We start from the raw sequence: 21,117 nt of genomic DNA on the forward strand, positions 1-21,117 counted from the left end.
GCAGGGGGCCCGGCACCGGACGGCTAGGGTGACCATCTCGTCCAAGCCGGGAGGGCGTCAGTTGCGCAAGGTCCTCATCGCCAACCGAGGCGAGATCGCCGTCCGCATCGCGCGCGCCTGCCGCGACAGCGGCATCCAGAGCGTCGCCGTCTATGCGGACCCCGACCGCAACGCGCTGCACGCGCGGATCGCGGATGAGGCGTACTCCCTCGGCGGCTCCACCCCCGCCGACAGCTACCTCGTGATCGACAAGATCCTTGCTGTCGCCCGGCAGAGCGGCGCCGACGCCGTGCACCCCGGCTACGGGTTCCTCGCGGAGAACGCCGACTTCGCCGAGGCCGTGCTGGCCAACGACATGACCTGGGTCGGTCCCCCGCCGTCGGCGATCCGCGCGCTCGGGGACAAGGTCACCGCCCGCCACATCGCCCAGAAGGTCGGCGCCCCGCTCGTCCCCGGCACCTCCGACCCGGTCGCCGGCTCGGCCGAGGTCGTCGAGTTCGCCCGCGAGCACGGCCTGCCGGTCGCCATCAAGGCCGCGTTCGGCGGCGGCGGGCGTGGCCTCAAGGTCGCCCGCACGCTGGAGGAGATCCCCGAGCTCTACGACTCGGCGGTGCGTGAGGCCGTCACGGCGTTCGGGCGCGGCGAGTGCTTCGTCGAGCGCTACCTCGACCGTCCGCGTCACGTCGAGACCCAGTGCATCGCCGACACCCAGGGCAACGTCGTCGTCGTCAGCACGCGCGACTGCTCACTCCAGCGGCGCCACCAGAAGGTCGTCGAGGAGGCGCCCGCGCCCTTCCTCAGCGCGGCCCAGATCGACCGGCTCTACGACTCCTCCAAGGCGATCCTGCGCGAGGCCGGCTACGTCGGCGCCGGGACGTGTGAGTTCCTGGTCGCCGAGGACGGCACGATCTCCTTCCTCGAGGTCAACACCCGGCTCCAGGTCGAGCACCCGGTCTCCGAGGAGGTCACCGGTATCGACCTGGTGCGTGAGCAGCTGCGGGTCGCGGCCGGCGAGCCGCTGGGCTACGACGACCCGCCGGTGCGCGGGCACGCGATGGAGTTCCGCATCAACGGCGAGGACCCGTCGAACAACTGGATGCCTGCTCCCGGCCGGGTCACCCGCTGGCGCCCGCCGGGCGGCATCGGCGTCCGGCTCGACGCCGGTGTCGAGGAGGGCTCCGAGGTCGGCGGCGCGTTCGACTCGCTGCTCGCCAAGCTGATCGTCACCGGCTTCTCCCGGGAGCAGGTGCTCGAGCGCGCCCGCCGCGCGCTCGCCGAGTTCGAGGTCGAGGGCATGCCCACCGCGCTGCCCTTCCACCGGGCCGTGCTCGAGGACGCCGCGTTCACCGACAACCCGTTCCGCGTCCACACCCGCTGGATCGAGACCGAGGCCCGGCTGGACCTCGACGCCTACGCCGGCCCCCACGTGCACCCCGAGGGCGAGGGCGACCGCGAGCGCGTCGTCGTCGAGGTCGGCGGCAAGCGGCTCGAGGTCGTGCTCCCCGGATGGGTCACCGCCGGCGCCGCCTCGGTCGCGTCGGCGAGCGGGCGCGTACGCCGCCCCGCCCGCCGCGGCGGCCGCACCGAGCCGACGATCGCGGCCCCGAGCGGCGACGCCGTCACGAGCCCGATGCAGGGGACGATCGTGAAGGTCGCCGTCGCCGAGAGCCAGGAGGTCGCCGCCGGGGACCTGCTCGTCGTGCTCGAGGCGATGAAGATGGAGCAGCCGCTCAACGCGCACAAGGCGGGCAAGGTCACCAACCTTGCGGCCACGGTCGGCGCGACGCTCGCCAGCGGCGCGGTCATCTGCGAGATCACCGACTGACGCCGTGGGCGGCGTCTCGGCCAGCGAGGCCCTGCTGCTCGTCCTGATGCTGGTGCTGCTCGTCGGGGCGGCGCTCGCGCTGGGTGTCGCGTTCGGCAGTGCCGAGCGGCGGCGTCGGGATCAGCGCAGGCGCGGGCGCTGACGGTGCAAGCGCGGCCAGATCGAGCTCTTCGCTAGGGTTCGGACCACTTCGGGCAGCGCAGCCTGTGCACTCGAGGCGATTCCTTCAAGCGTGGACCCGAGGCAGGGACATGATCCGGACGGACAGGAGCCGCTGATGCCCGCAGACGTCGACCAGCTCGAGGCCGTCCTGGACAAGACCGCGCGCCTGATCGCGGAGGTCCGGCCCGAGCAGGGCAGCCTGCCGACGCCGTGCCCCGACTACGACGTCGCGACGCTGGTCGGCCACACGGTCGAGTGGGTGGGCCACTTCGCGGACGCGCTTGCAGGCGGGCCGGCCACCCCGCAGCCCGGGCAGCTGGCCGAGGACCAGTTCCGCGCGAGCGCCGAGCGGGCCGTCGCGGCCCTGCGGGCCGGCGCAATGGAGCGCGAGGTGACGCTGGGCGAGATGACCCTGCCCGGCAGCGCCGTCGCCGGGATGATGCTCATGGAGTACGTCGGCCACGGCTGGGACCTCGCGACTGCGACCGGGCAGCCGATCCCGTACGCCCCCGACGAGGCCGAGAGCGCGCTCGCCACGGGACGGGGGATGCTCACTCCCGAGCTGCGCGGGGACGCCTTCGCGCCCGAGGTCCCCATCGCCGACGACGCGCCGGCGGTCGACCGCTTCGTCGCGTTCCTGGGGCGTACGGCCTGACCTCCCGGGCTCAGCCCGACTGCGGGGCGCAGCCCGACTGCGCGGCTCTTCCGACCTCCAGAACCGTCAGCGCCTGCGCGAGCAGCCTCTCCCGCAGCGTCGCCGCCTCCGCCGCGAACGCGCGCTGCTGCACGACGTACTCCGCCCGACCGGCGGCCGTCTCGATCGCCACCGGCTCGTAGCCGAGGGCCCGCAGGTCGTACGGCGAGGCCCGCATGTCCAGCTCACGCACTCGGCGCGCGAGGTCGAAGCAGTCGGCGACGAGCTCGGCATCGACGTACGGGAAGACCTTGTAGGCCCACTTGTAGAGGTCCATGTTGGCGTGCAGGCAGCCGCCCTGCTCGAGCTCGGCCTGGGTCGCGCGCGTCGGCTGGAGCTGGTTGAGCGGGCGCGCCTCCGGCGTGAAGAAGCGGAACGCGTCGAAGTGCGAGCACCGGACCGGCAGCGACTCGACGACCTCGGAGGTCCCGTCGGCGCCCAGCCGCAGCGGCCAGCTCGCGTGCCGGACCTGCTCGGCGGGCTGGCGGTGCACCATCGCCCACTCGTGGAGCCCGAAGCAGCCGAACTGGGCCGGGCGGGACGCCGTCCGCTCCAGCAGCTCCACGACCCAGGCGGCGGTGCGAGCGATGCCCTCCGGCGGTGCTGCGAGCCGGAAGCCGCCCGGGACCGCCTCCCAGTCGCAGCCCTCGGGCAGGGCGTCGCGGTCGACGGCCGCGAGCACGGCACCGGCCCCCGGGCTCCACCGCAGCAGCCGGGCCGGGCGCTGGGAGTAGTAGGTGAACAGAAAGTCCTCGACCGGGTGCGCCTCGCCGCGCAGCCGGCGCTCCTGCACGGGGCGTACCCACTGCTCGACGCGGGCGGCATGGGCCGCGGCCCGCCGGCGCCACTCGTGCTCCGGTAGCGGCAGAGACGAGGCGCGGGCCGGGTCGACGGCGGGTTGGGACATCACGAGCTCGGACATCAGAGGACCAGGGTAGGGGCCGGCTACCCCCGAACGGACCTGCGAGAGCTTCCCCTGCAAGCCGATGGGGGGACAGTGACCTCGACACGCCCCGCGCGCTGCTGCGCCGCCCTCGTCACGGTCGCTGCGGTCGCGGCCCTGTCCCTCACCGCCACGCCGGCCGAGGCCGCCGCACTGCGCGCCGCCTCCGCAGCCGGCCTGGACGCGGTCGTCACCGCAGAGCTGACCCCCGCCGAGGCGCAGGCGTTCGTGGACGCCCTGCCGCAGCGCGGCGAGAGCGCGGCGTCGTTGGCCTACACGGTCGAGGCCGGCGGCACCCTCGCCGTCGACACCGTCGAGGTGGCCGCGGAGTCCGTCAGCACCGCGTCCCGGCTGCTCGACGCCCAGCCCTCCGTCGTCGCCGCCGGGCCGGACACCCGCCGCTCGCTGCTCGCCGGAGACCTGCCCGACCCGTACGCGAGGTCGCAGTGGGCGCTCGCCCGGCTGGGCGCGCAGCAGGCGCGCGGGCTGCCGCACGGCACTCCCCCGGTCGTGGCGGTCATCGACACGGGTGTCGACGGGACGCACCCCGACCTCGCGGGCGTGCTCGTCGCGGGCACGGACGTCCTCACCGGCGGCGACGGGCTGACCGACAGCGAGGGGCACGGCACGCACGTCGCCGGCATCATCGGCGCGGTCGTCGGCAACGGCATCGGCGTGGCCGGGCTCGTCCCGGACGCCCGCATCATGCCGGTGAAGGTGTTCGGCCCGGACGGCACCGCATACTCCTCCGACGTGGCCAAGGGCATCATCTGGGCCACCGACCACGGCGCAAAGGTGCTCAACCTCTCCCTCGGCAGCGACACCCCGAGCGCCGCGGAGGCCTCGGCCGTCCGCTACGCCACCAGCCACGGTGTGGCCATCGTCGCGGCGATGGGCAACGACGGCGAGACCGGGAGCCCGACGTCCTACCCCGCCGCGTACGCCGGTGTCCTGGCCGTCGGCGCGACCACCGACACGGACACCCGAGCGCCCTTCTCCTCGACCGGCTCGCACATCGGCGTCGCCGCGCCGGGGGAGGACATCCTCTCGACCTACCCCGACGATCGCTACGCCTGGCTCGACGGCACGTCGATGGCGACGCCGTACGCGGTGGCCGCCCTCGGCCTGGTCCTCGGGGCCTGGCCGTCGCTGACCGCTGCCCAGGCCGTCAGCCACATCGAGGCCACCACCACCGATCTCGGCGACCCGGGCTTCGACGACGAGTTCGGGTGGGGGCTCATCGACCCGGTCCGCGCCCTCAGCACGCAGCCGGACGGGGTGACGGCCGAGCCGCAGCCGACGGGGACGGTGGCCAGCGGCGGCGCGGGCGGGAACGGCGGCTCGGGCGGCAGCGGCACGCCCGACCCCGCTCCCCCGACCGATCCTGCTCCCACCGCCCCGGCACCCCAGCCCGACCCCGCACCCACGACCGACCCCGCACCCACGACCGACCCCGCACCCCCCACCGCCCCGGCACCCACGACTGCGCCGGCACCCACGGCTCAGCCCGCGCCGGCTCCGGTCGCCGGTTCGACGCAGCCCTTGCCAGTCGACCCCGCCCCCGCCCCCTCCACCGCGCCCGAGCCCGCGCCCTCCGGGGGCTCCACGGGCACCGCGCCCGCCGGGCTCACCGTCACGGCGGCCGCCCGGCCCGCCGCGGCGCGGGTGACGTACGGCAGCACCGTGACGGTCACCGGGACGGCGCTGCTCGGCGGCCTCGGGCTGACGGGGACGGCCCGCCTGCTGGAGGGCGCCCGGACGCTCGCCACCGGCTCGGTGCGCGCCGGCACGTTCACCCTGCGGGCGCCGTTGCAACGCAGCGGGACGCTGCGGGTCAGCGTGACGTCGGGCAGCCGGACCGCGGTCGTCAGCGTCGGCTCGGCGCGCACGGTCGCGGCCGGGGTCAGCTGGGCCGCGACGAGCAGTGGGCGGGCCCGTGCGCGCACTGCGTTCCGCGCCGACGTGGACGCGCCGGCCCGGCTCAGGGCGCGCCTCGAGCAGAAGGTCGGCAAGCGCTGGGTGGTCCGGGCGACGGCTCCCGTCTCCGCCAAGGGCACCGTGGCCTTCGTCTGGTCCCCGCCGCGCGGCACGTCGACGCTGCGCGTCGTGGTGCCGGCCGGCTACGGGGCCGCGGCCGGGACGAGCGCGCTGCGCCGGCACACGGCGCGGTAGCCGCGCGGGCTGGCGGCGCTAATGCTCCTCCCGCTCCTGCCGGACCCGCTCCTTGGTGCGCACGAGCCGGAGCAGGGTGACCAGGCCGAGGCCGCCGACGACGTTGAAGAGCGTCGTGTACCAGAACCAGTGCAGCCAGTCGAGGTAGCCGTAGGGCGCCGCGCCGCCCGTCAGCGCGGTGAAGATCAGCAGCGAGTCCAGGATCGAGTGGAAGACCTGGGTTCCCGAGAGCACGAACGCCCCGGCGATCGCGGCCGCCGCCCGCGCCGGGTCGGAGTCGGTGCCGTGCTGCATCCGGGTCATCAGCGTGATGGCCGCGCCGGCGAGCAGCGCCAGGCACGCCGTACGCACCGAGAGGCCCGCGGTGGCGTAGTGCGCCGCGGTCTCCACGGCAAGCGTGTGCAGGTGCGGGAACGCGTGGGCGATCAGCCACGCGATGACCCAGCCGCCGACGAGGTTCGCCACCAGCGTCACACCCCAGAGCCGCGCGAGGGACGCGGGGCGGCCGCGCTTGGCCGCCACCGCGGTCACCGGCACGAGGAAGCCCTCGGTGAACAGCTCGCTGTCCGCGAGGAGCAGCGCGAGGAAGCCGACGGAGAACGCCAGCGCGCCGAGCAGCGGGCTGCCGGTCTCGTCGAGGACGACGAGCATCGCCAGCAGGCCGACACCGACGTCGATCCCGCCCATGAGGCCCGTGCTGATGAGCGCGCCCCACGTCCGCCCGAGCCGCTGCTCGCCCTCGCCGGCCAGCCGGTCGAACGCGCTCTCCAGCGACGACTCGAGCTCGGCGTCGTTGTCCTCGGCCGACTCACTGGTCCGTTGCCCACCCATGGCGGGCGCGCCTACCCCGCGCCGGGTGCGGCAACCACGCAGCGCCTGCGTGCAGGCCTCGGCCGGCCGGCGTCAGGTGGGCAGGTGCGGCCCGAGCAGGCTGAGGTCCGCGGGCGAGAGCCGGTCGGACGCGGTGGCGGCCTGGTGCCAGTAGGGGTAGAGCAGCGGCAGTGCGCTGGCCGCGTCGAGGCGCGCGATCTCGGACTCGTCGAGCCGGAGCTCGGCGGCGACGAGGTTCTGCCGCAGCTGGTCGGTCGTGCGGGCGCCGATCACCAGCGACGTGACGCCCGGCTTGGCGAGCGTCCAGGCCAGGGCGACCTGCGCGGCCGGCACGCCGCGCGCCTCGGCGACCTCCACGAGCACCTCGATCGTGTCGTAGAGCTTGTCCTCGTCGTAGACCGGCGGCTCGCCCCAGTCCTGCAGCTGGCGGGAGCCCTCGGGCGCCTGCTGCCCCCGGCGGTACTTGCCCGACAGCAGGCCGCCGGCGAGCGGGCTCCACACCAGCACGCCGAGCCCCTGGTCGAGGGCGAGCGGGACCAGCTCGTACTCCGCCTCGCGGCCCTGCAGCGAGTAGTAGACCTGCTGGCTCACCGGCCGCGGCAGCCCGCCCCGCTCCGCGACGCCGATCGCCTTCATCGCGTGCCAGGCCGAGTAGTTCGAGATGCCGACGTAGCGGACCTTGCCCGACCGGACGAGGCTGTCGAGCGCCTCGAACGTCTCCTCCAGCGGCGTCAGCCCGTCCCACTCGTGCAGCTGGTAGAGGTCGATGTGCTCGACGCCGAGCCGGCGCAGGCTGGCCTCGCACCCGCGGACGACGTGGTGCCGCGACAGCCCGCGGTCGTTCGGCCCGGGCCCCATCGGGAAGCGCACCTTGGTGGCCAGCAGCACCTCGTCGCGCCGTCCCTTGAGCGCCTCGCCGACGATCTCCTCGCAGACCCCGTCGGAGTAGACGTCCGCGGTGTCGACGAGGTTGACGCCGGCCTCGAGGCAGAGGTCGAGCTGCTGCCGGGCGTCCTCGACCGAGCCGGTCCCGACCTTGGCGAACTTGCCGCCTCCGCCGAAGCCCATCGTGCCCAGGGTGAGCGTGGACACGAGCAGGCCCGAGCTGCCGAGCTGGCGGTACTCCATGAAGTCTCCTCGAGGGTGTCGTGCTGCGGACACCCTCATGCCCAGCTCGACGACGAGTCAGGCGCGGCCCCGACAGCTCGCGCCCGGACGTCTCCCGGACCGGGCGCGTGCCGCTCAGGCCCGGTTGTGCAGCTGGTGCGCCGCCTCGGCGATCGAGCCGGACAGGCTCGGGTAGACGGTGAACGCGTGGGCGACCTGGTCGACCGTGAGCCCGAGCGCGACCGCGAGCGAGACCGGGTGGACCAGCTCGCTGGCTCGCGGCGCCACGACGACGCCACCGACGATGATGCGCGAGCCGCGACGGCAGGTGAGCTTCACGAAGCCGTCCTGCAGGCCCTGCATCTTCGCCCGCGGGTTGGTCGAGAGCGGCAGCTTGACCGTGACGACGTGCGAGCCCGCGGCCTCGGCCGCCTCCTGGGACCAGCCGACCGTCGCGATCTCGGGGTCGGTGAAGACGTTGGCCGACACCGACTTCAGGTCCAGCGGCGTCACCGCCTCGCCGAGCGCGTGCCATATCGCGATGCGCCCCTGCATGGCCGCGACCGACGCGAGCATCAGCACGCCCGTGCAGTCGCCGGCGGCGTAGACGCCGCGGTTGGAGGTGCGGGAGACCTTGTCGACCTCGATGTAGCCGCCGCGCCCGAGCGTGACACCCGCCTCCTCGAGCCCGATGCCCGCGGTGTTGGGGATCGAGCCGACCGCCAGCAGGCAGTGCGAGCCCTCGACCGTGCGGCCGTCCTCGAGCGCGACGACGACGCCGTCGCCGACGCGCTTGACCGAGGAGGCCCGCGAGCGGGACAGGACCGTCATGCCGCGGCGGGCGAAGACCTCCTCGAGCACCTGCGCCGCGTCGGCGTCCTCAGAGGGCAGGACGCGGTCGCGCGAGGAGACCAGCGTGACGGAGGAGCCGAGGGCGTTGTACGCCGACGCGAACTCCGCGCCCGTCACACCCGATCCGACCACGATGAGCTGCTCGGGCAGCTCGCGCAGCTCGTAGAGCTGCTCCCAGGTGAGGATGCGCTCGCCGTCCGGCTCGGAGCCGGCGAGCACCCGCGGGTGGGCGCCGGTCGCGACGAGCACCGCGTCGGCGTCGACGGTCTCGGAGCTGCCGTCGGCGAGGGTCGCGACGACGCGCGAGGGGCCGTCGAGCCGGCCGCGGCCGTCGAGGACGCGGACGCCCTCCTTCTCCAACCGCTGGCCGATGTCGTCCGACTGGGCCGCGGCGAGCCGCTTGATGCGCGCGTTGACGGCGGCGAGATCGACGCCCACCTTGCCATCGGGGATGCCGTCGCCGTCGATGTCGCCGATGACGTTGCTGCCGACGCGCACGCCCAGCCCGCCGGACTCGGCGGCGAGCGTCACGACCTCGGCGACGGCGATGAGCGTCTTGCTGGGGACGCAGTCGGTGAGCACCGCGGACCCGCCGAGCCCGTCGCTGACGACGGTCACGTCGGCGCCGAGGCGGGCGGCACTCAGCGCGGCCTCGTAGCCGCCCGGGCCACCCCCGAGGATGGCGATGCGCGATGGGCTGGTCACGGGGCTCATTCTGCCTTGCGCGCGTCACCAATACGATTCCGGCCGTGGCCCTCTACGCCGCCTACGGCAGCAACATGGACGCCCGTCGGATGATGCAGCGGGCGCCGCACTCGCCTGCCCGTGGCTCGGGATGGCTGGTCGGCTGGCGGCTGACCTTCGGAGGCGAGGACCTCGGCTGGGAGGGCGCGCTCGCGACCGTCGTCGAGACGCCGGAGGACCCGGCCAGCTCGGTCTTCGTCATGCTCTACGACCTGACCGACCTCGACGCCCGCCAGCTCGACGAGTGGGAGGGCGCGGCGATCGGGCTCTACCGCAAGCTGCGGGTCCGCGTGCAGACCCTGGACGGCGAGGTCGTGGCCTGGCTCTACGTGCTGGACGCCTACGAGGGCGGGCTGCCCAGCGCCCGCTACCTCGGCCTGATCGCCGAGGCCGCAGAGGTGGCCGGGGCGCCGAGCGACTACGTCTCGGACCTGCGCGCCCGCCCGTGCGTCTCCGTCGGGCCCGGCCCCGCCTCCTGACCCGACCGCACCCGCGGCGCAGGCGCGGCACGCACGGCAGACACGGCAGCGGCCCCGGCCGTCCGAGGACAGCCAGGGCCGCGAGCTGCGGGCGTACGCCGGAGGCCGGCGCCGCGGTCAGTAGCGGAAGCGCGACACCAGGGTCTGCAGCTCCGAGCTCAGGCCCTTGATCAGGCCGGTCGTCTCGGCCGAGAGGCGGACCTCCTCGTCGGTGCTGCCGGTCGCCTGCGCCACGCGCCCGATCTTGACGGCGATCTCGTCGGTGCCGTGCGCGGCCTGCCCGACGCTGCGGCTGGCCTCGCCGGTCGTCGCGGTCTGCTCCTCGACCGCGGAGGCGATCGAGGTCTGGAACGTCGCGATCCGGTCGATGATCTCGGTGATCTGGGCGATGGTGTCCGCCGCGGCCGTGGTGTCGGTCTGGATCGTCTCGACGCGGCGCACGATGTCCTCGGTCGCGCGGGCGGTCTCCTGCGCGAGGTCCTTGACCTCCGAAGCGACGACGGCGAAGCCCTTGCCGGCCTCGCCGGCGCGGGCGGCCTCGATGGTGGCGTTGAGCGCGAGCAGGTTGGTCTGCTCGGCGATCGAGGTGATGACCTTGACGACGTCGCCGATCTCGCGCGAGGACTCCGAGAGCCGGCGGACCCGCTCGTCGGTGGCCGTGGCGGCCTGGACCGCGGCCCCGGCGACGGCGACGGCCTCGTTGGCGTTGCGGGAGATCTCCGAGATCGACTCGCCCATCTCGTCGGTGCCGGCGGCGACCGTGCGCACGCTGGCCGACACCTGGTCGGCGGCGGCCGCCACCTGGGCGGCCTGCTCGACGGCCTCGGCGGAGGCGGCGGCGATGCGGCCGGTCCCGCCCTCGAGCGTCTCCGCGGCCTGCGCCAGCGTGCCCGCGGTGCGCGCGGTCGACCCGAGGACCTCGCGGAGCGAGGCGACGGTCGTGTCGACGGCGCGGACGAGCTCGCCGACCTCGTCCTTGCGCTGGGCGTCGGCACCGGCCTCGACCGTGAGGTCGCCGTCTGCGACCGCACTGAGCGTCGCCACGCTGCGCCGCAGCGGGCCGACGATGCCGTTGGCGAGGACCAGCGCGAGGCCGACGCCGCCCGCGGCACCGAGCAGCAGGGCGATGACGAGCACGAGCCGGGCCGAGCTGTAGACGTCGTGCGAGGCCTTCTGCTGGGCCTTGCTGGACTCGGCGAGCGCGCCGTTGAGCTTGTCGACGGCGGCGATGATGTTGGAGTACGCGGTGGAGGAGTCGAGCGTCGAGGACCCGGACGCGCTGGTGGCGGCGCCCGAGACGTTCGCGAGCTTGAGCATGGCGTCCGCCAACGTCCCCCACGCCTCCTTGACCGAGGCGATCTCGTCGGCCATCGCGGCCTTCTGCTCGGCGCTGAGGCTGGCCTCGAAGCCGTCCAGCACGGGTCCGAACGACGCGACCGTCGTCTTGGCGCCCTCGCTGATCTGCGCCTTGGCGTCGTCGCCCTCGGTGATCGGGTAGGCGAGCGCGCTCACCGTCAGGCTCTGGGTGAGGTAGCGGACCTGACCGGCCGCGAGGACCTGGTCCTGGGTGGCGACGACCTTCTCGACGCCGTTGTTGATGCGGGCGAACGACCAGGCGCTGTAGACCCCCAGCGCGATCGACAGCCCGACGACTGACAGGAAGCCGGCCAGCAGCTTCGTGCGGATGCTCGTCGTGCGCATGGGGCTCCAGTCCTCCGGGGTTGTCCTACCTCGTCCTTCGGCACCCGCCCCGTCGGCATGAGGCGTCGGAGCACCCCCCGAGCTGCCGAAGCTGACCCGCTGTGTTTGCGCACCCACTGAACGGGGCTATAGTCCGGTCACTTCGCCGCGCATTTCTGCGCTTTTCAGGCTCTGAAGCCGCCCGGAGCCGCGCGTGGGCTACAGCCACGCCGCCCGGGGCGTACGTCCTCGGGCCCACCTGCCGGGGGAAGGACCGCACATGGCGGACAAGCGCGAGCTCTTCGACGTGGTCGTCGAGTTCGCCCGGCGCGCGACCGGCGCCTTCACGGTCGAGGGGGTGCTGCGCGACCTCGCGGCCGCCGCCTGCCGGGTCCTTCCGGTCACCGGCGCGGGCGTGATGTACGTCGACGGCCGGCGGCTGCGGTTCGTGGACGCGAGCAGCGACAGCACGTGCGAGGCGGAGACCGCGCAGGACGTGCTGGGGCAGGGCCCCTGTCACGACGCCGTGGACGCGGGCGAGGCCGTGCTCGAGCCCGACCTCGCGGTCGGCGCCTGGCGCTGGCCGGAGTTCGCCGACCGCGCGGTCGCGGTGGGGATGCGCTCGGTCGCCTCGGTCCCGCTGCTGGCGCGCGGCCGGGCCTGGGGCGCCCTGGACCTGTACCGGTCCGCCCCGTCGCCGTGGAGCGAGGAGGACCTGGAGGCGGCGCGGACGCTCGCGGACGTCGCGGTGAGCTACGTGGTCATGGCCCACGACCGGGACGAGGCGGAGGCGGCGCAGGACGCGTTGGTCCACGCTGCGACGCACGACGCGCTGACCGGGCTGCCCAACCGGGCGCTGCTCTACGACCGGCTCGAGCACGCGCTGGCGTCGGCGCAGCGGCGGGACGCACCGCTCGCGGTGCTCTTCCTCGACCTGAACGGCTTCAAGGCGATCAACGACACCCACGGCCACGAGGTCGGCGACCAGGTCCTCGTCGAGGCCGCCGGGCGGCTGGGCAACGCGCTGCGCACCGAGGACACGCTGGCCCGGCTGGGCGGCGACGAGTTCGTCATCCTCTGCGAGTCGCTCACGGCCGGCCCGCACGGGACGATCTCCGAGCACGCGCTCGCGGTGGTGACCGCACGCGTCCGCGCCGCCCTGGAGGCGCCGCTGCACGTCGCGGGCCACGACGTCGTGCTGCGCGCGAGCATCGGGGTCGCCACGGCCGGTCCTGGGTTCGACGACCCCGACGCGCTGCTGAGAGCGGCGGACAGCGCGATGTACCGGGAGAAGGTCGGGCTCGACGCGGCCTCGTGGTCGGCGCAGGAGCCGTCCGCCGGCCCGCGGCCGGACCGCCGCGGTCGGCGCAGGATCGACCTCGCTCGGCACGCCGGCGCGGCCGTCGAAGCCGAGCGCCTCCCGGTGGCCGAGCCGCTGGGGTGACCCGGCGCGGCCCGGGGGTGCTCAGACCAGGTCGCCGACCAGCTCGATCCCGGCCTCGCGCAGCTCGGACAGCGCGCGCTCCGTCGACGCCGGGGCCACGCCGGCGCAGAGCGGCAGCAGGACCCGGACCGAGTAGCCGGCCGCGGCCGCGTCGAGCGCCGTGGCGCGTACGCAGTGGTCGGTGGCGATGCCCGCCACGTCCACTGCGGCGATGCCCGCGCCCCGCAGGTAGCCGTCCAGCGGCTCGCCGCCGGGCGTCGTCGCCTCGAAGCCGGAGTAGGCCGCGGCGTGCTCGCCCTTGCGCACGACGACGTCCACGGCCTCGACGAAGCCGCCCCCGTGCCCGGCGTCCAGGCCCGGGTGCAGGTCGGCCCCACCGGTGCCGACGACGCAGTGCGGCGGCCAGCTGTGCGCGTAGTCCGGCGCGGCCGAGAAGTGGTCGCCGGGGTCCACGTGCCAGTCCTGGGTGGTGACGACCCGGTCGTACGCGTCGCGGTGCTCGCGGACGTACGCCCCGAGCGCCTCGGCGACCTCCGCCCCGCCCTCGACGGCGAGGCTGCCGCCTTCGCAGAAGTCGTTCTGCACGTCCACCACGATCAGCGCGCGGCCGCCGGTCTCCTCAGCCAGAGCCTGCATGACGGGGAGCCTAGTGCCCCGCCCGAAAGCCCGGCCCTACGCTGCAGCGGGTGAGCGACAGCTTCCAGCCCGCATCCGGGGCCTCTCCCACCGACGACCCGTACGCCCTCGCCCGCGCCGCGGCCGATCGCCTCCGCGAGCTGACCGGCGTGGAGCGGCACGACGTCGCGCTCGTCCTCGGCTCGGGGTGGGTGCCCGCCGTCGACGGGATCGTCGAGGGCCGCGGCTCCCAGAGGGCCGACCTGCCCGTCACCGACCTGCCCGGGTTCGCTCCTCCGGCGGTGCAGGGCCACGCGGGACGGGTGCGCTCGCTCGCGGTGGGCGGCAAGCAGGTGCTCGCGTTCCTCGGCCGGACGCACCTCTACGAGGGGCGCGGCGTGGCGGCGGTCGCCCACGGCGTCCGCACCGCGGCCGCGGCCGGGTGCTCGGTCGTGGTGCTGACCAACGGGTGCGGCGGGCTGCGACCGACCTTCTCAGCCGGGCAGCCGGTCCTCATCAGCGACCACATCAACCTGACGGGCACGTCCCCCCTCGTGGGGCCGCGCTTCGTCGACCTCACGGACCTCTACTCCAAGCGGCTGCGGACGCTGTGCAAGCAGGTCGACCCGTCGCTGGAGGAGGGGGTCTACGTGCAGCTGCCCGGCCCGCACTACGAGACGCCGGCCGAGATCGGCATGGTCCGTGCGGTGGGCGGGGACCTCGTGGGCATGTCGACGACCCTGGAGGCGATCGCGGCCCGTGAGGCCGGCGCCGAGGTGCTGGGCATCTCCCTCGTGACCAACCTCGCCGCGGGCATGACCGGCGAGCCGCTCAACCACGAGGAGGTGCTGGCTGCGGGCAACGCGGCGGCCAGCCGGATGGGCACGCTCCTCGGCGACCTGGTGGCGGGCCTGTGAGCGAGCAGCCGCCCTCCACCTCGGACGAGGCGCGCGCAGGCGACCAGGAGCGCGTGCCCGACGGCCTGCGCGCCGAGGACACCGAGGGCAGCGCGGCCGCCTCGCCGGAGGCCGAGCACGGCGCGCCGGGCGACCGCACCGCGACCGGCGGCCCGGGCGACGACCCTGCGCTGACCCCCAACCCGGTGCCCGGCGACGGCCAGACGATGGCCGACTGGGCGCACGAGCACCGACAGTCCGAGGACACCGTGGACGTCCTCGAGCTCGCACGCGCCTGGCTCGCCGAGGACCCGGACCAGGCGACCCGCGGGGAGCTGCAGGCGCTGCTGGCCGGGCCGGACCCGGCGGCCGCCCTCGGCGACCGCTTCGTCGGCCGGCTCGAGTTCGGCACCGCGGGCTTGCGCGGCGAGCTGGGCGCCGGCCCGAACCGGATGAACCGGCTCACCGTGCTGCGCGCGACGGCCGGGCTCGTGGCGTACCTGCGCAGCCGGGTCGCCAAGCGGGTCGTGATCGGCTACGACGCCCGCTCGCGGTCGGCCGACTTCGCCCGTGACGCGGCGTCGGTCGTCACGGGGGCCGGGCTGGAGGCGGTCGTCCTCCCCCGCCCGCTGCCGACCCCCGTCCTCGCGTTCGCGGTCCGACACCTGTCCGCAGATGCCGGAATCATGATTACGGCATCGCACAACCCTGCCGCGGACAACGGCTACAAGGTCTACCTCGGCGACGGGTCGCAGATCGTCCCGCCGGCGGACGCGGAGATCAGCGCCGAGATCGACGCGGTCGGGCCGATCATGACGGTGCCGCAGGCCGAGGGCTGGACCGAGGCCGGGGACGACGTGGTCGAGGCGTACGTCGCCCGCGCCGCTGCCGTCGTCCCGCCCGACGCTCCGCGAGACCTGAAGATCGTCTACACCCCGCTGCACGGCGTCGGCCGCGACACCGCCCTCGCCGCCTTCGCCCGCGCTGGCTTCGCCGAGCCCTACGTGGTGCCCGAGCAGGCCGAGCCGGACCCGGCGTTCCCGACCGTCGCCTTCCCCAACCCGGAGGAGCCGGGGGCGATGGACCTCGCGCTGGCTGCGGCCGGCCGCGAGCAGGCCGACGTGGTGCTGGCGAACGACCCTGACGCGGACCGCGTCGCCGTCGCCGTACGCTCCGGCGGCCGCCACGGCCGGTGGACGGTGCTGCGCGGTGACGAGGTCGGCGCACTGCTCGCCACGCACCTGGCGCGCCGCGCCGCGCACGAAGGCCGGAGCGGGGGCGTGCTCGCGACATCCATCGTGTCCTCGTCACTGCTCGGCCGGATCGCGGCGGCCCACGGCATGGGGTTCGCCGAGACGCTCACGGGGTTCAAGTGGATCTCCCGGGTGCCGGGGCTCGTCTTCGGCTACGAGGAGGCGCTGGGCTACTGCGTCGACCCCGAGGGGGTGCGCGACAAGGACGGCATCACCGCCGCGCTCGTGGTGGCCGAGATCGCGGCGTCGCTCAAGGCACAGGGCCGCTCGCTGCTCGACCTCCTCGACGAGATCGCCGTCGAGCACGGGCTGCACGCCACGGACCAGCTGTCCATACGCGTAAAGCAGCTTTCGCTGATCCCCGCTGCGGTGGAGCGGCTCCGGGCCGACCCGCCGGAGCGGCTGGGCGGACGGGCCGTCCTCGCCGTCGACGACCTCTCGGCCGGGAGCGACGGGCTGCCTCCCACCGACGGGCTGCGCTTCCGGCTCGAGGGCGGCGCCCGCGTCGTCGTGCGGCCGTCCGGGACGGAGCCGAAGCTGAAGTGCTACTTCGAGGTCGTCGCGCACGTGTCCGACGGGGACGTGGACGCCGCGAGCAGGGAGACGGCCGAGGCGCTCGCCGCGCTGCGCGCGGACGTGGAGCAGGCGCTGCAGCTGGGCTGACGGCCCAGGCCGCCGTCGGCCTGACCGGTCAGGCCGGCGCCGCGGCCTCCGGCGAGCTCATCGCCCGCGCGCCCAGCCCGCAGGAGGCCTCGACGGCGGCCGCGGACATGGGCCGCGCGATCAGGAAGCCCTGCGCGGCGTCGCACTGCAGCGTCCGCAGGGCGGCCAGCTGCGCGTCCTCCTCGACCCCCTCCGCGACGACGGCGAGGTTGAAGGTGTGCGCCGCGCTCACGATGAGGCGGACCAGCTCCTGGTGCCCGGGCGCCTCGGACGCGACGAAGCTGCGGTCGATCTTGAGGGTGTCGACCGGCAGGTTCTGCAGCTGGCCGATCGAGGTGTAGCCGGTGCCGAAGTCGTCGATCGCGATGCGCACCCCGCTGCCGCGCAGCGCGCGGAGCCGGTCCGTGCAGGCCACGTCGTCGACGATCATCGTCTCGGTCAGCTCGAGGACGAGGCACGACGGGTCGACCCCGGACCCGGCCAGCGCGTCGGCGACGTCGTCCAGGATCCGGGGGCTGCCGAGGTGCCGGCCGGAGACGTTGACGGCCATCGTGAGCCCGCGGCCGGCGTCGGCGGCGGACCAGGCGGCCAGCTGGCGCGTCGCCTCGCCCAGCGCCCACCGGCCGAGCTCGCAGATGAGGTTGGACTGCTCGGCCAGCGGGATGAAGGCGGCCGGCGGCACGAGGCCGTGCCCGGGCCGGTCCCAGCGCAGCAGCGCCTCGAACCCGCGCAGCTCCTTCGTTGCGACCGACACCACCGGTTGGTAGTGCAGGAGGAACTCCCCCGCCACGAGGCCGTGCGCGATCGCGGCCTCGAGGTCGGCCCGCTCGGCCAGCTCGCGCCGCAGCTGCTCGTCGAACACCTCGGCCGTGCCCCGCCCAGAGGTCTTGGCCCGGTACGCCGCTGCGTCCGCCTCGCGCAGCAGGGCGTCGGCGTCGACCGAGCCGGTGCTGCTGATGGCGATGCCGACGCTGGCCCCGATGCGCACGGTGCTGTCGCCGATGGCGATGGGGTCGGACACCGCGGTGATGAGCCGCTGCGCCAGCGCCACGAGCGACACGTCGGACTCGACGGGCTCGAGCAGCACGAGGAACTCGTCGCCGCCGAGGCGGCAGACGACGTCGCCGGAGCGGACCAGAGCCTGCATGCGGCGCGCGACCGTGCGCAGCACCTCGTCCCCCGCGGCGTGGCCGAAGGTGTCGTTGACCTTCTTGAAGTAGTCCAGGTCGACGAAGAGCAGCGCGACGGTGGCGCTGGCGCGCTGCGCCCGGTGCAGCGCCCCCGCGATGAGCCGCAGCCCCTGGGCGCGGTTGGGCAGCTCGGTGAGCGCGTCGTGCGCGGCCTGGAAGGCGAGCTCGACCTGGAGCGTCTCGCGCTGCCGGATCGAGGTGACGATCTGCTCGATGGAGGCGTGCACCACCTGGCCGAGCGGCCCGGTGAGCGGCTCGCGGAGGCGCGCGTCGTCGAGCTCGCCGCGGGCGACGGCCTCGGCGTGCCCCTGCACCCGCCGCAGGCTCTCGACCGCTCCGGCGAGGGCACGCGCGACGGTGCGCACCTCCGTCGGCCCGGACTCGTGCACCTCGACCAGCTGCCCGTGGCTCACCGCGTCGGCATCGCGGGCCAGCCGGCGCAGCGGGCGGGAGACCGACTGCTCCACCGCGACGAGCAGGACGAGCGCGAGGACGAGCAGGAGCAGGGCGGAGCCCACGACGACGCGCAGGGTGCCGATCGCGGTCGAGCGCTGCTCCCCCGTCACCGCTATCGCGTGGTCGGCGGCCTGGTCCAGCAGCGAGACGAGCGCGGTGTCGCGGGCGATGCCGTCGCGATAGCTGTCGACGACCTTGCCCAAGGAAGGGGCGGCCGCGGAGCCCTTCGGGGCCAGCGTGGTGCTGCCGAGCGCGCGCTCGAACCGGCGCACCGGCGGGCTCGGCTGCAGGGCCTTCCAGGCCTGCCGCAGGCTCGGGGTGTGCAGCCCGTCCACCCGCTCGGCCGCGGCCTCGTAGGCGCCGCGGTCGGCGAGCAGCATCGCGTGCTGCTCGGCCTCCCTGCCCTCTGCGGCGAAGTTGGCCGCGAGGAACTGCCCGAGCTCCTCTGCCGCAGCCTCGACGAGGTCGGAGATGCGGGCGATGTCCTCGAGGGCGACGACGCCGTCGGGGTCGAGGCCCTGCTCGATCGCGTCGTCGATGTGGGCGCGTTCGGCCTCGGTGAGCTGCGCGGAGACCCGGGCATAGCGGCGATAGACGTCGGCTGCGACGTCAAGGGCGCCTTCGGCGGTCTGAGTGTCCGGTCGTTCCTCGTCCAGCCCGGCTCGCAGCGCCGACAGCTGGGACGTCACCGAGTCGATGAGCGACGGGCTGACGCCCTGCGCGCGGGCCCGGGCCGTGGCGGCGTCGGTGGCCGTACGGGCGGCCTGCGCCTGCTTCAGCGTCAGAGCAAGCAGCGGCTCTCGCTGCACCTCCGGCAGCCCGACCATGCGGGAGAGCTCCACGTCTCCGGCGATCGCGACGCTGACCGAGGGCAGCGTCTCCTGGCCGATCATGCTGCGGACCGAGCTCAGGGCGGCGGCGTGCGTGACCGAGCGCTCGGCGTCCTGGGCGTCGCGCGCGCTCGTGAGCGTCACGCTCACGCCGCTGCCCGCCAGCACGACGACACCGAGCATGGGCACCGCCACGAGGGCGAGCAGCCGTGGGCGCAGCGACCCCCGCGTACGGCGCTCCCCCGGCTGCTTCACCCACGCTTTGTCGGCTGGTCGAGCGCGGACCTTTGGGTTCTCGGGTGCCGAGCGGGCCGATCGAGTGACGCGCGGCGGGGCCCGGAGGCCGGGCCCCGCCGCAGCGGGCTACCTCCCGGTGGCCAGCAGCGCCCGGGCGTCGGCGGCGAGCAGCGCCGCCAGCGGCTCGGGGACGCCCCGCCCGGCGTGCGACTCGGCGTCGTCGACCAGCTGCGCCCAGTCCTGCTTGTCGATGTCGTCGAGCATCCGGCGCCGCAGCGACGGCTTGACCTCCTGCGGCCCGGCCAGCAGGGAGGCAAGGCCGCGGGCGGTCGGAACCACCGTGAACGTGGACGTGGTCGTCGTCGTGCCGCCCTCGCCCGTCGCCGTCACGACGACGGTGTGCGTGCCGAGCGCGAGCGTGTCGACGTCGGTGACCTGCCCCTCGGCCGCCGGCTTCCCGTCCAGGGTCACGCTGACCGAGTCGGCGTCCTGCTCGGCGACGGCGAGCGTGAGGCTCTCGCCGCGGGTCAGCTGGGCGCCGGCCGCGGGAGCGAGCACCGAGGCCGTCGGCTTGCCGGCCAGCGCCTGGGTGTAGCGGTCCTGCCAGCCGGCGAGCTGCCCGGCCTTGTTGGTGATGATCCCGTCGACGCCCAGCTCGCGCAGCCGCTCCCACGAGGCGGTGTCGTCGACCGTCCACACCATGACGGCCACGCCGGCCTCGTGCAGCTCCTCGACGACCCCCGGGTCGGCCTTCAGCCCGTCCCAGCTGGGGTTGTACGCCGCGAGCCCCAGCTCCTTCGAGACCGCGACCGGGTCGGCGTCCAGCGCGGACCGGAGCAGGCCGAGGCGGAGCTCGGGGTCGGCCGCGCGGGCGTGGCGCAGGACGTTGACGTCGAAGCTCTGCAGCAGCACCTCACTGGTCTGCCCGCGGCTCTTGATGGCGGCGACGACCCGGTCCACCTCGGCCTGCGTCTCCGGCCCCTTCACCTCGAGCAGGAGCTTGCTCGCGCGGCCGCGGACCTGGTCGAGCACGTCGGTCAGGGCGGGGACCTTCTGGCCCGGGTACGCGGCCGCGGAGAACCATGAGCCGGCCTCGAGCTGGGCGATCTGCGCCGCGGTCAGCGTGCTGATGTCGCCGGTCCCCGCGGTCGTCCGGTCGACCGTGTTGTCGTGCATCAGCACAGGCGCGCCGTCCCGGGTGGTCTGCACGTCGGTCTCCACCCAGTCGGCGCCGTTGCGGATGGCCGACTCGAAGGCGGCGAGGGTGTTCTCCGGCGCCGTGGCCGAGTCGCCGCGGTGCGCGATGACGGCCGGCAGGGCCCCGGGGGCGTCGGGGACGATGACCGGCTCGGGGTCGAGCCTGGTGACGACGATGTCGTCGTAGCTCGCCTGCGCGCCGTTCACGACCAGTCCGAGCACGCCCGCGGCCGACCGCTGCAGCGCGCTGGTCGTCATGACCTTCGTGCCGTTGAAGACCCAGGTCGCGCGGCTGCCGTGCACCTCGACGGCGACGCGCACGTCCTTGCCGGTGCCGGCCGTCGTCGGCGCGCTGGCGGTGTTGGTGACGTTCCACGCGCCGCCGGCCGTCATCTGCGCGAACTCGAGCCCGTTCGCCGCGGTGGAGCCCGTGCGCATGGTGGCGATCCACCACGGCCGGCTGCCGTCGGCGGGCATGTCGAGGGCGACGGCGCTCCAGCGCGCGGTGTTCTGCACCGTCTCGAAGCGCACGGTCGCCTCGACCCGGTAGTCGCTGAGGTGCTCGCCGAACGTGATGCGAGCCTGCTGGCTCGAGCTGGCGCTCGTCCCGACCAGGCGGCCGTCCCGGACGGCCCACGTGCCCTCGATCGGGCGCCAGCCCGCCGGCAGGACGTTGTCGTCGAAGTCGGCACGCAGCACGACGGCGCTGTCGGCGGTCGCGGGCGCGGAGCTGGTGAGCGGGGCGACGGCGAGCAGCGGGACAGCCGCCAGCACGCCGAGCCCACGGGCAGAACGGAGTCGCACGAAGGGTCCTTCCGGGGTTCTGGAGTCCCGGGGACGCTAGGGA

At 74.7% G+C, this 21,117-nt stretch carries 16 protein-coding genes; 8 read left to right on the forward strand and 8 right to left on the reverse strand.

Annotated elements, in window-relative coordinates:
• Positions 1-61: 61 nt before the first annotated feature.
• The 3 genes from G9H71_RS12925 to G9H71_RS12935 all read left to right on the forward strand — a co-directional run bounded on the left by G9H71_RS12925 (position 62) and on the right by G9H71_RS12935 (position 2,642).
• Entirely contained in the window at positions 62-1,825 is a 1,764-nt protein-coding gene (locus tag G9H71_RS12925; RefSeq protein WP_407939736.1) for an acetyl/propionyl/methylcrotonyl-CoA carboxylase subunit alpha, read from the forward strand.
• Between the two features lie 4 nt (positions 1,826-1,829).
• On the forward strand, positions 1,830-1,967 hold the full coding sequence (locus tag G9H71_RS12930) for a hypothetical protein (RefSeq protein WP_166282457.1): 138 nt from the start codon (positions 1,830-1,832) through the stop codon (positions 1,965-1,967).
• A gap of 135 nt (positions 1,968-2,102) precedes the next feature.
• On the forward strand, positions 2,103-2,642 hold the full coding sequence (locus G9H71_RS12935; protein WP_166282459.1) for a TIGR03086 family metal-binding protein: 540 nt from the start codon (positions 2,103-2,105) through the stop codon (positions 2,640-2,642).
• A 10-nt stretch (positions 2,643-2,652) separates the two neighbouring features.
• Here the strand turns inward: G9H71_RS12935 and G9H71_RS12940 are convergent, their stop codons facing one another.
• Positions 2,653-3,603, reverse strand: coding sequence for a 3-methyladenine DNA glycosylase (locus tag G9H71_RS12940; protein WP_231134737.1), 951 nt, complete (start codon positions 3,601-3,603; stop codon positions 2,653-2,655).
• Between the two features lie 75 nt (positions 3,604-3,678).
• Here G9H71_RS12940 and G9H71_RS24545 point away from each other — a divergent pair, with 75 nt between their 5' ends.
• Positions 3,679-5,796: a S8 family serine peptidase gene (locus tag G9H71_RS24545; protein ID WP_166282461.1), complete on the forward strand. Its 2,118-nt coding sequence runs from the start codon at positions 3,679-3,681 to the stop codon at positions 5,794-5,796.
• Between the two features lie 18 nt (positions 5,797-5,814).
• On the opposite strand, the gene G9H71_RS12950 is transcribed toward G9H71_RS24545, so the two are convergent.
• From G9H71_RS12950 to G9H71_RS12960, 3 genes are all read right to left on the reverse strand, one after another.
• Positions 5,815-6,627 (reverse strand): formate/nitrite transporter family protein, encoded by an 813-nt coding sequence (locus tag G9H71_RS12950; protein ID WP_166282463.1) that lies wholly within the window; start codon positions 6,625-6,627, stop codon positions 5,815-5,817.
• 72 nt (positions 6,628-6,699) lie between these two features.
• Complete coding sequence (locus tag G9H71_RS12955; RefSeq protein ID WP_166282465.1) at positions 6,700-7,755, reverse strand: aldo/keto reductase; 1,056 nt, start codon at positions 7,753-7,755, stop codon at positions 6,700-6,702.
• 114 nt (positions 7,756-7,869) lie between these two features.
• Complete coding sequence (locus tag G9H71_RS12960) at positions 7,870-9,300, reverse strand: NAD(P)H-quinone dehydrogenase (RefSeq protein WP_166282467.1); 1,431 nt, start codon at positions 9,298-9,300, stop codon at positions 7,870-7,872.
• A gap of 35 nt (positions 9,301-9,335) precedes the next feature.
• Between G9H71_RS12960 and G9H71_RS12965 the strand changes: the two genes are divergently transcribed.
• Positions 9,336-9,809 carry a gamma-glutamylcyclotransferase gene (locus G9H71_RS12965; protein ID WP_166282469.1) on the forward strand — a complete coding sequence of 158 codons (474 nt, stop codon included), beginning with the start codon at positions 9,336-9,338 and terminating at the stop codon, positions 9,807-9,809.
• Between the two features lie 117 nt (positions 9,810-9,926).
• Here the strand turns inward: G9H71_RS12965 and G9H71_RS12970 are convergent, their stop codons facing one another.
• Positions 9,927-11,510, reverse strand: a complete 1,584-nt coding sequence (locus G9H71_RS12970; protein WP_166282471.1) for a methyl-accepting chemotaxis protein — start codon at positions 11,508-11,510, stop codon at positions 9,927-9,929.
• Between the two features lie 259 nt (positions 11,511-11,769).
• Here G9H71_RS12970 and G9H71_RS12975 point away from each other — a divergent pair, with 259 nt between their 5' ends.
• On the forward strand, positions 11,770-12,933 hold the full coding sequence (locus tag G9H71_RS12975; RefSeq protein WP_166282473.1) for a sensor domain-containing diguanylate cyclase: 1,164 nt from the start codon (positions 11,770-11,772) through the stop codon (positions 12,931-12,933).
• 21 nt (positions 12,934-12,954) lie between these two features.
• Here the strand turns inward: G9H71_RS12975 and G9H71_RS12980 are convergent, their stop codons facing one another.
• Positions 12,955-13,569, reverse strand: a complete 615-nt coding sequence (locus tag G9H71_RS12980; RefSeq protein WP_166282475.1) for an isochorismatase family protein — start codon at positions 13,567-13,569, stop codon at positions 12,955-12,957.
• Between the two features lie 50 nt (positions 13,570-13,619).
• Between G9H71_RS12980 and G9H71_RS12985 the strand changes: the two genes are divergently transcribed.
• Both G9H71_RS12985 and G9H71_RS12990 read left to right on the forward strand, forming a co-directional pair.
• Positions 13,620-14,465, forward strand: coding sequence for a purine-nucleoside phosphorylase (locus tag G9H71_RS12985; protein WP_166282477.1), 846 nt, complete (start codon positions 13,620-13,622; stop codon positions 14,463-14,465).
• Between the two features lie 206 nt (positions 14,466-14,671).
• Entirely contained in the window at positions 14,672-16,360 is a 1,689-nt protein-coding gene (locus G9H71_RS12990; RefSeq protein ID WP_166282534.1) for a phospho-sugar mutase, read from the forward strand.
• A gap of 28 nt (positions 16,361-16,388) precedes the next feature.
• Here the strand turns inward: G9H71_RS12990 and G9H71_RS12995 are convergent, their stop codons facing one another.
• On the reverse strand, positions 16,389-19,091 hold the full coding sequence (locus tag G9H71_RS12995) for a putative bifunctional diguanylate cyclase/phosphodiesterase (RefSeq protein WP_166282479.1): 2,703 nt from the start codon (positions 19,089-19,091) through the stop codon (positions 16,389-16,391).
• A gap of 108 nt (positions 19,092-19,199) precedes the next feature.
• Complete coding sequence (locus G9H71_RS13000; protein WP_166282481.1) at positions 19,200-21,074, reverse strand: glycerophosphodiester phosphodiesterase; 1,875 nt, start codon at positions 21,072-21,074, stop codon at positions 19,200-19,202.
• Between the last annotated feature and the right edge of the window lie 43 nt (positions 21,075-21,117).

The sequence above is a fragment of the Motilibacter deserti genome, assembly GCF_011250635.1.
GTDB classification, from domain to species: Bacteria; Actinomycetota; Actinomycetes; order Motilibacterales; family Motilibacteraceae; genus Motilibacter_A; species Motilibacter_A deserti.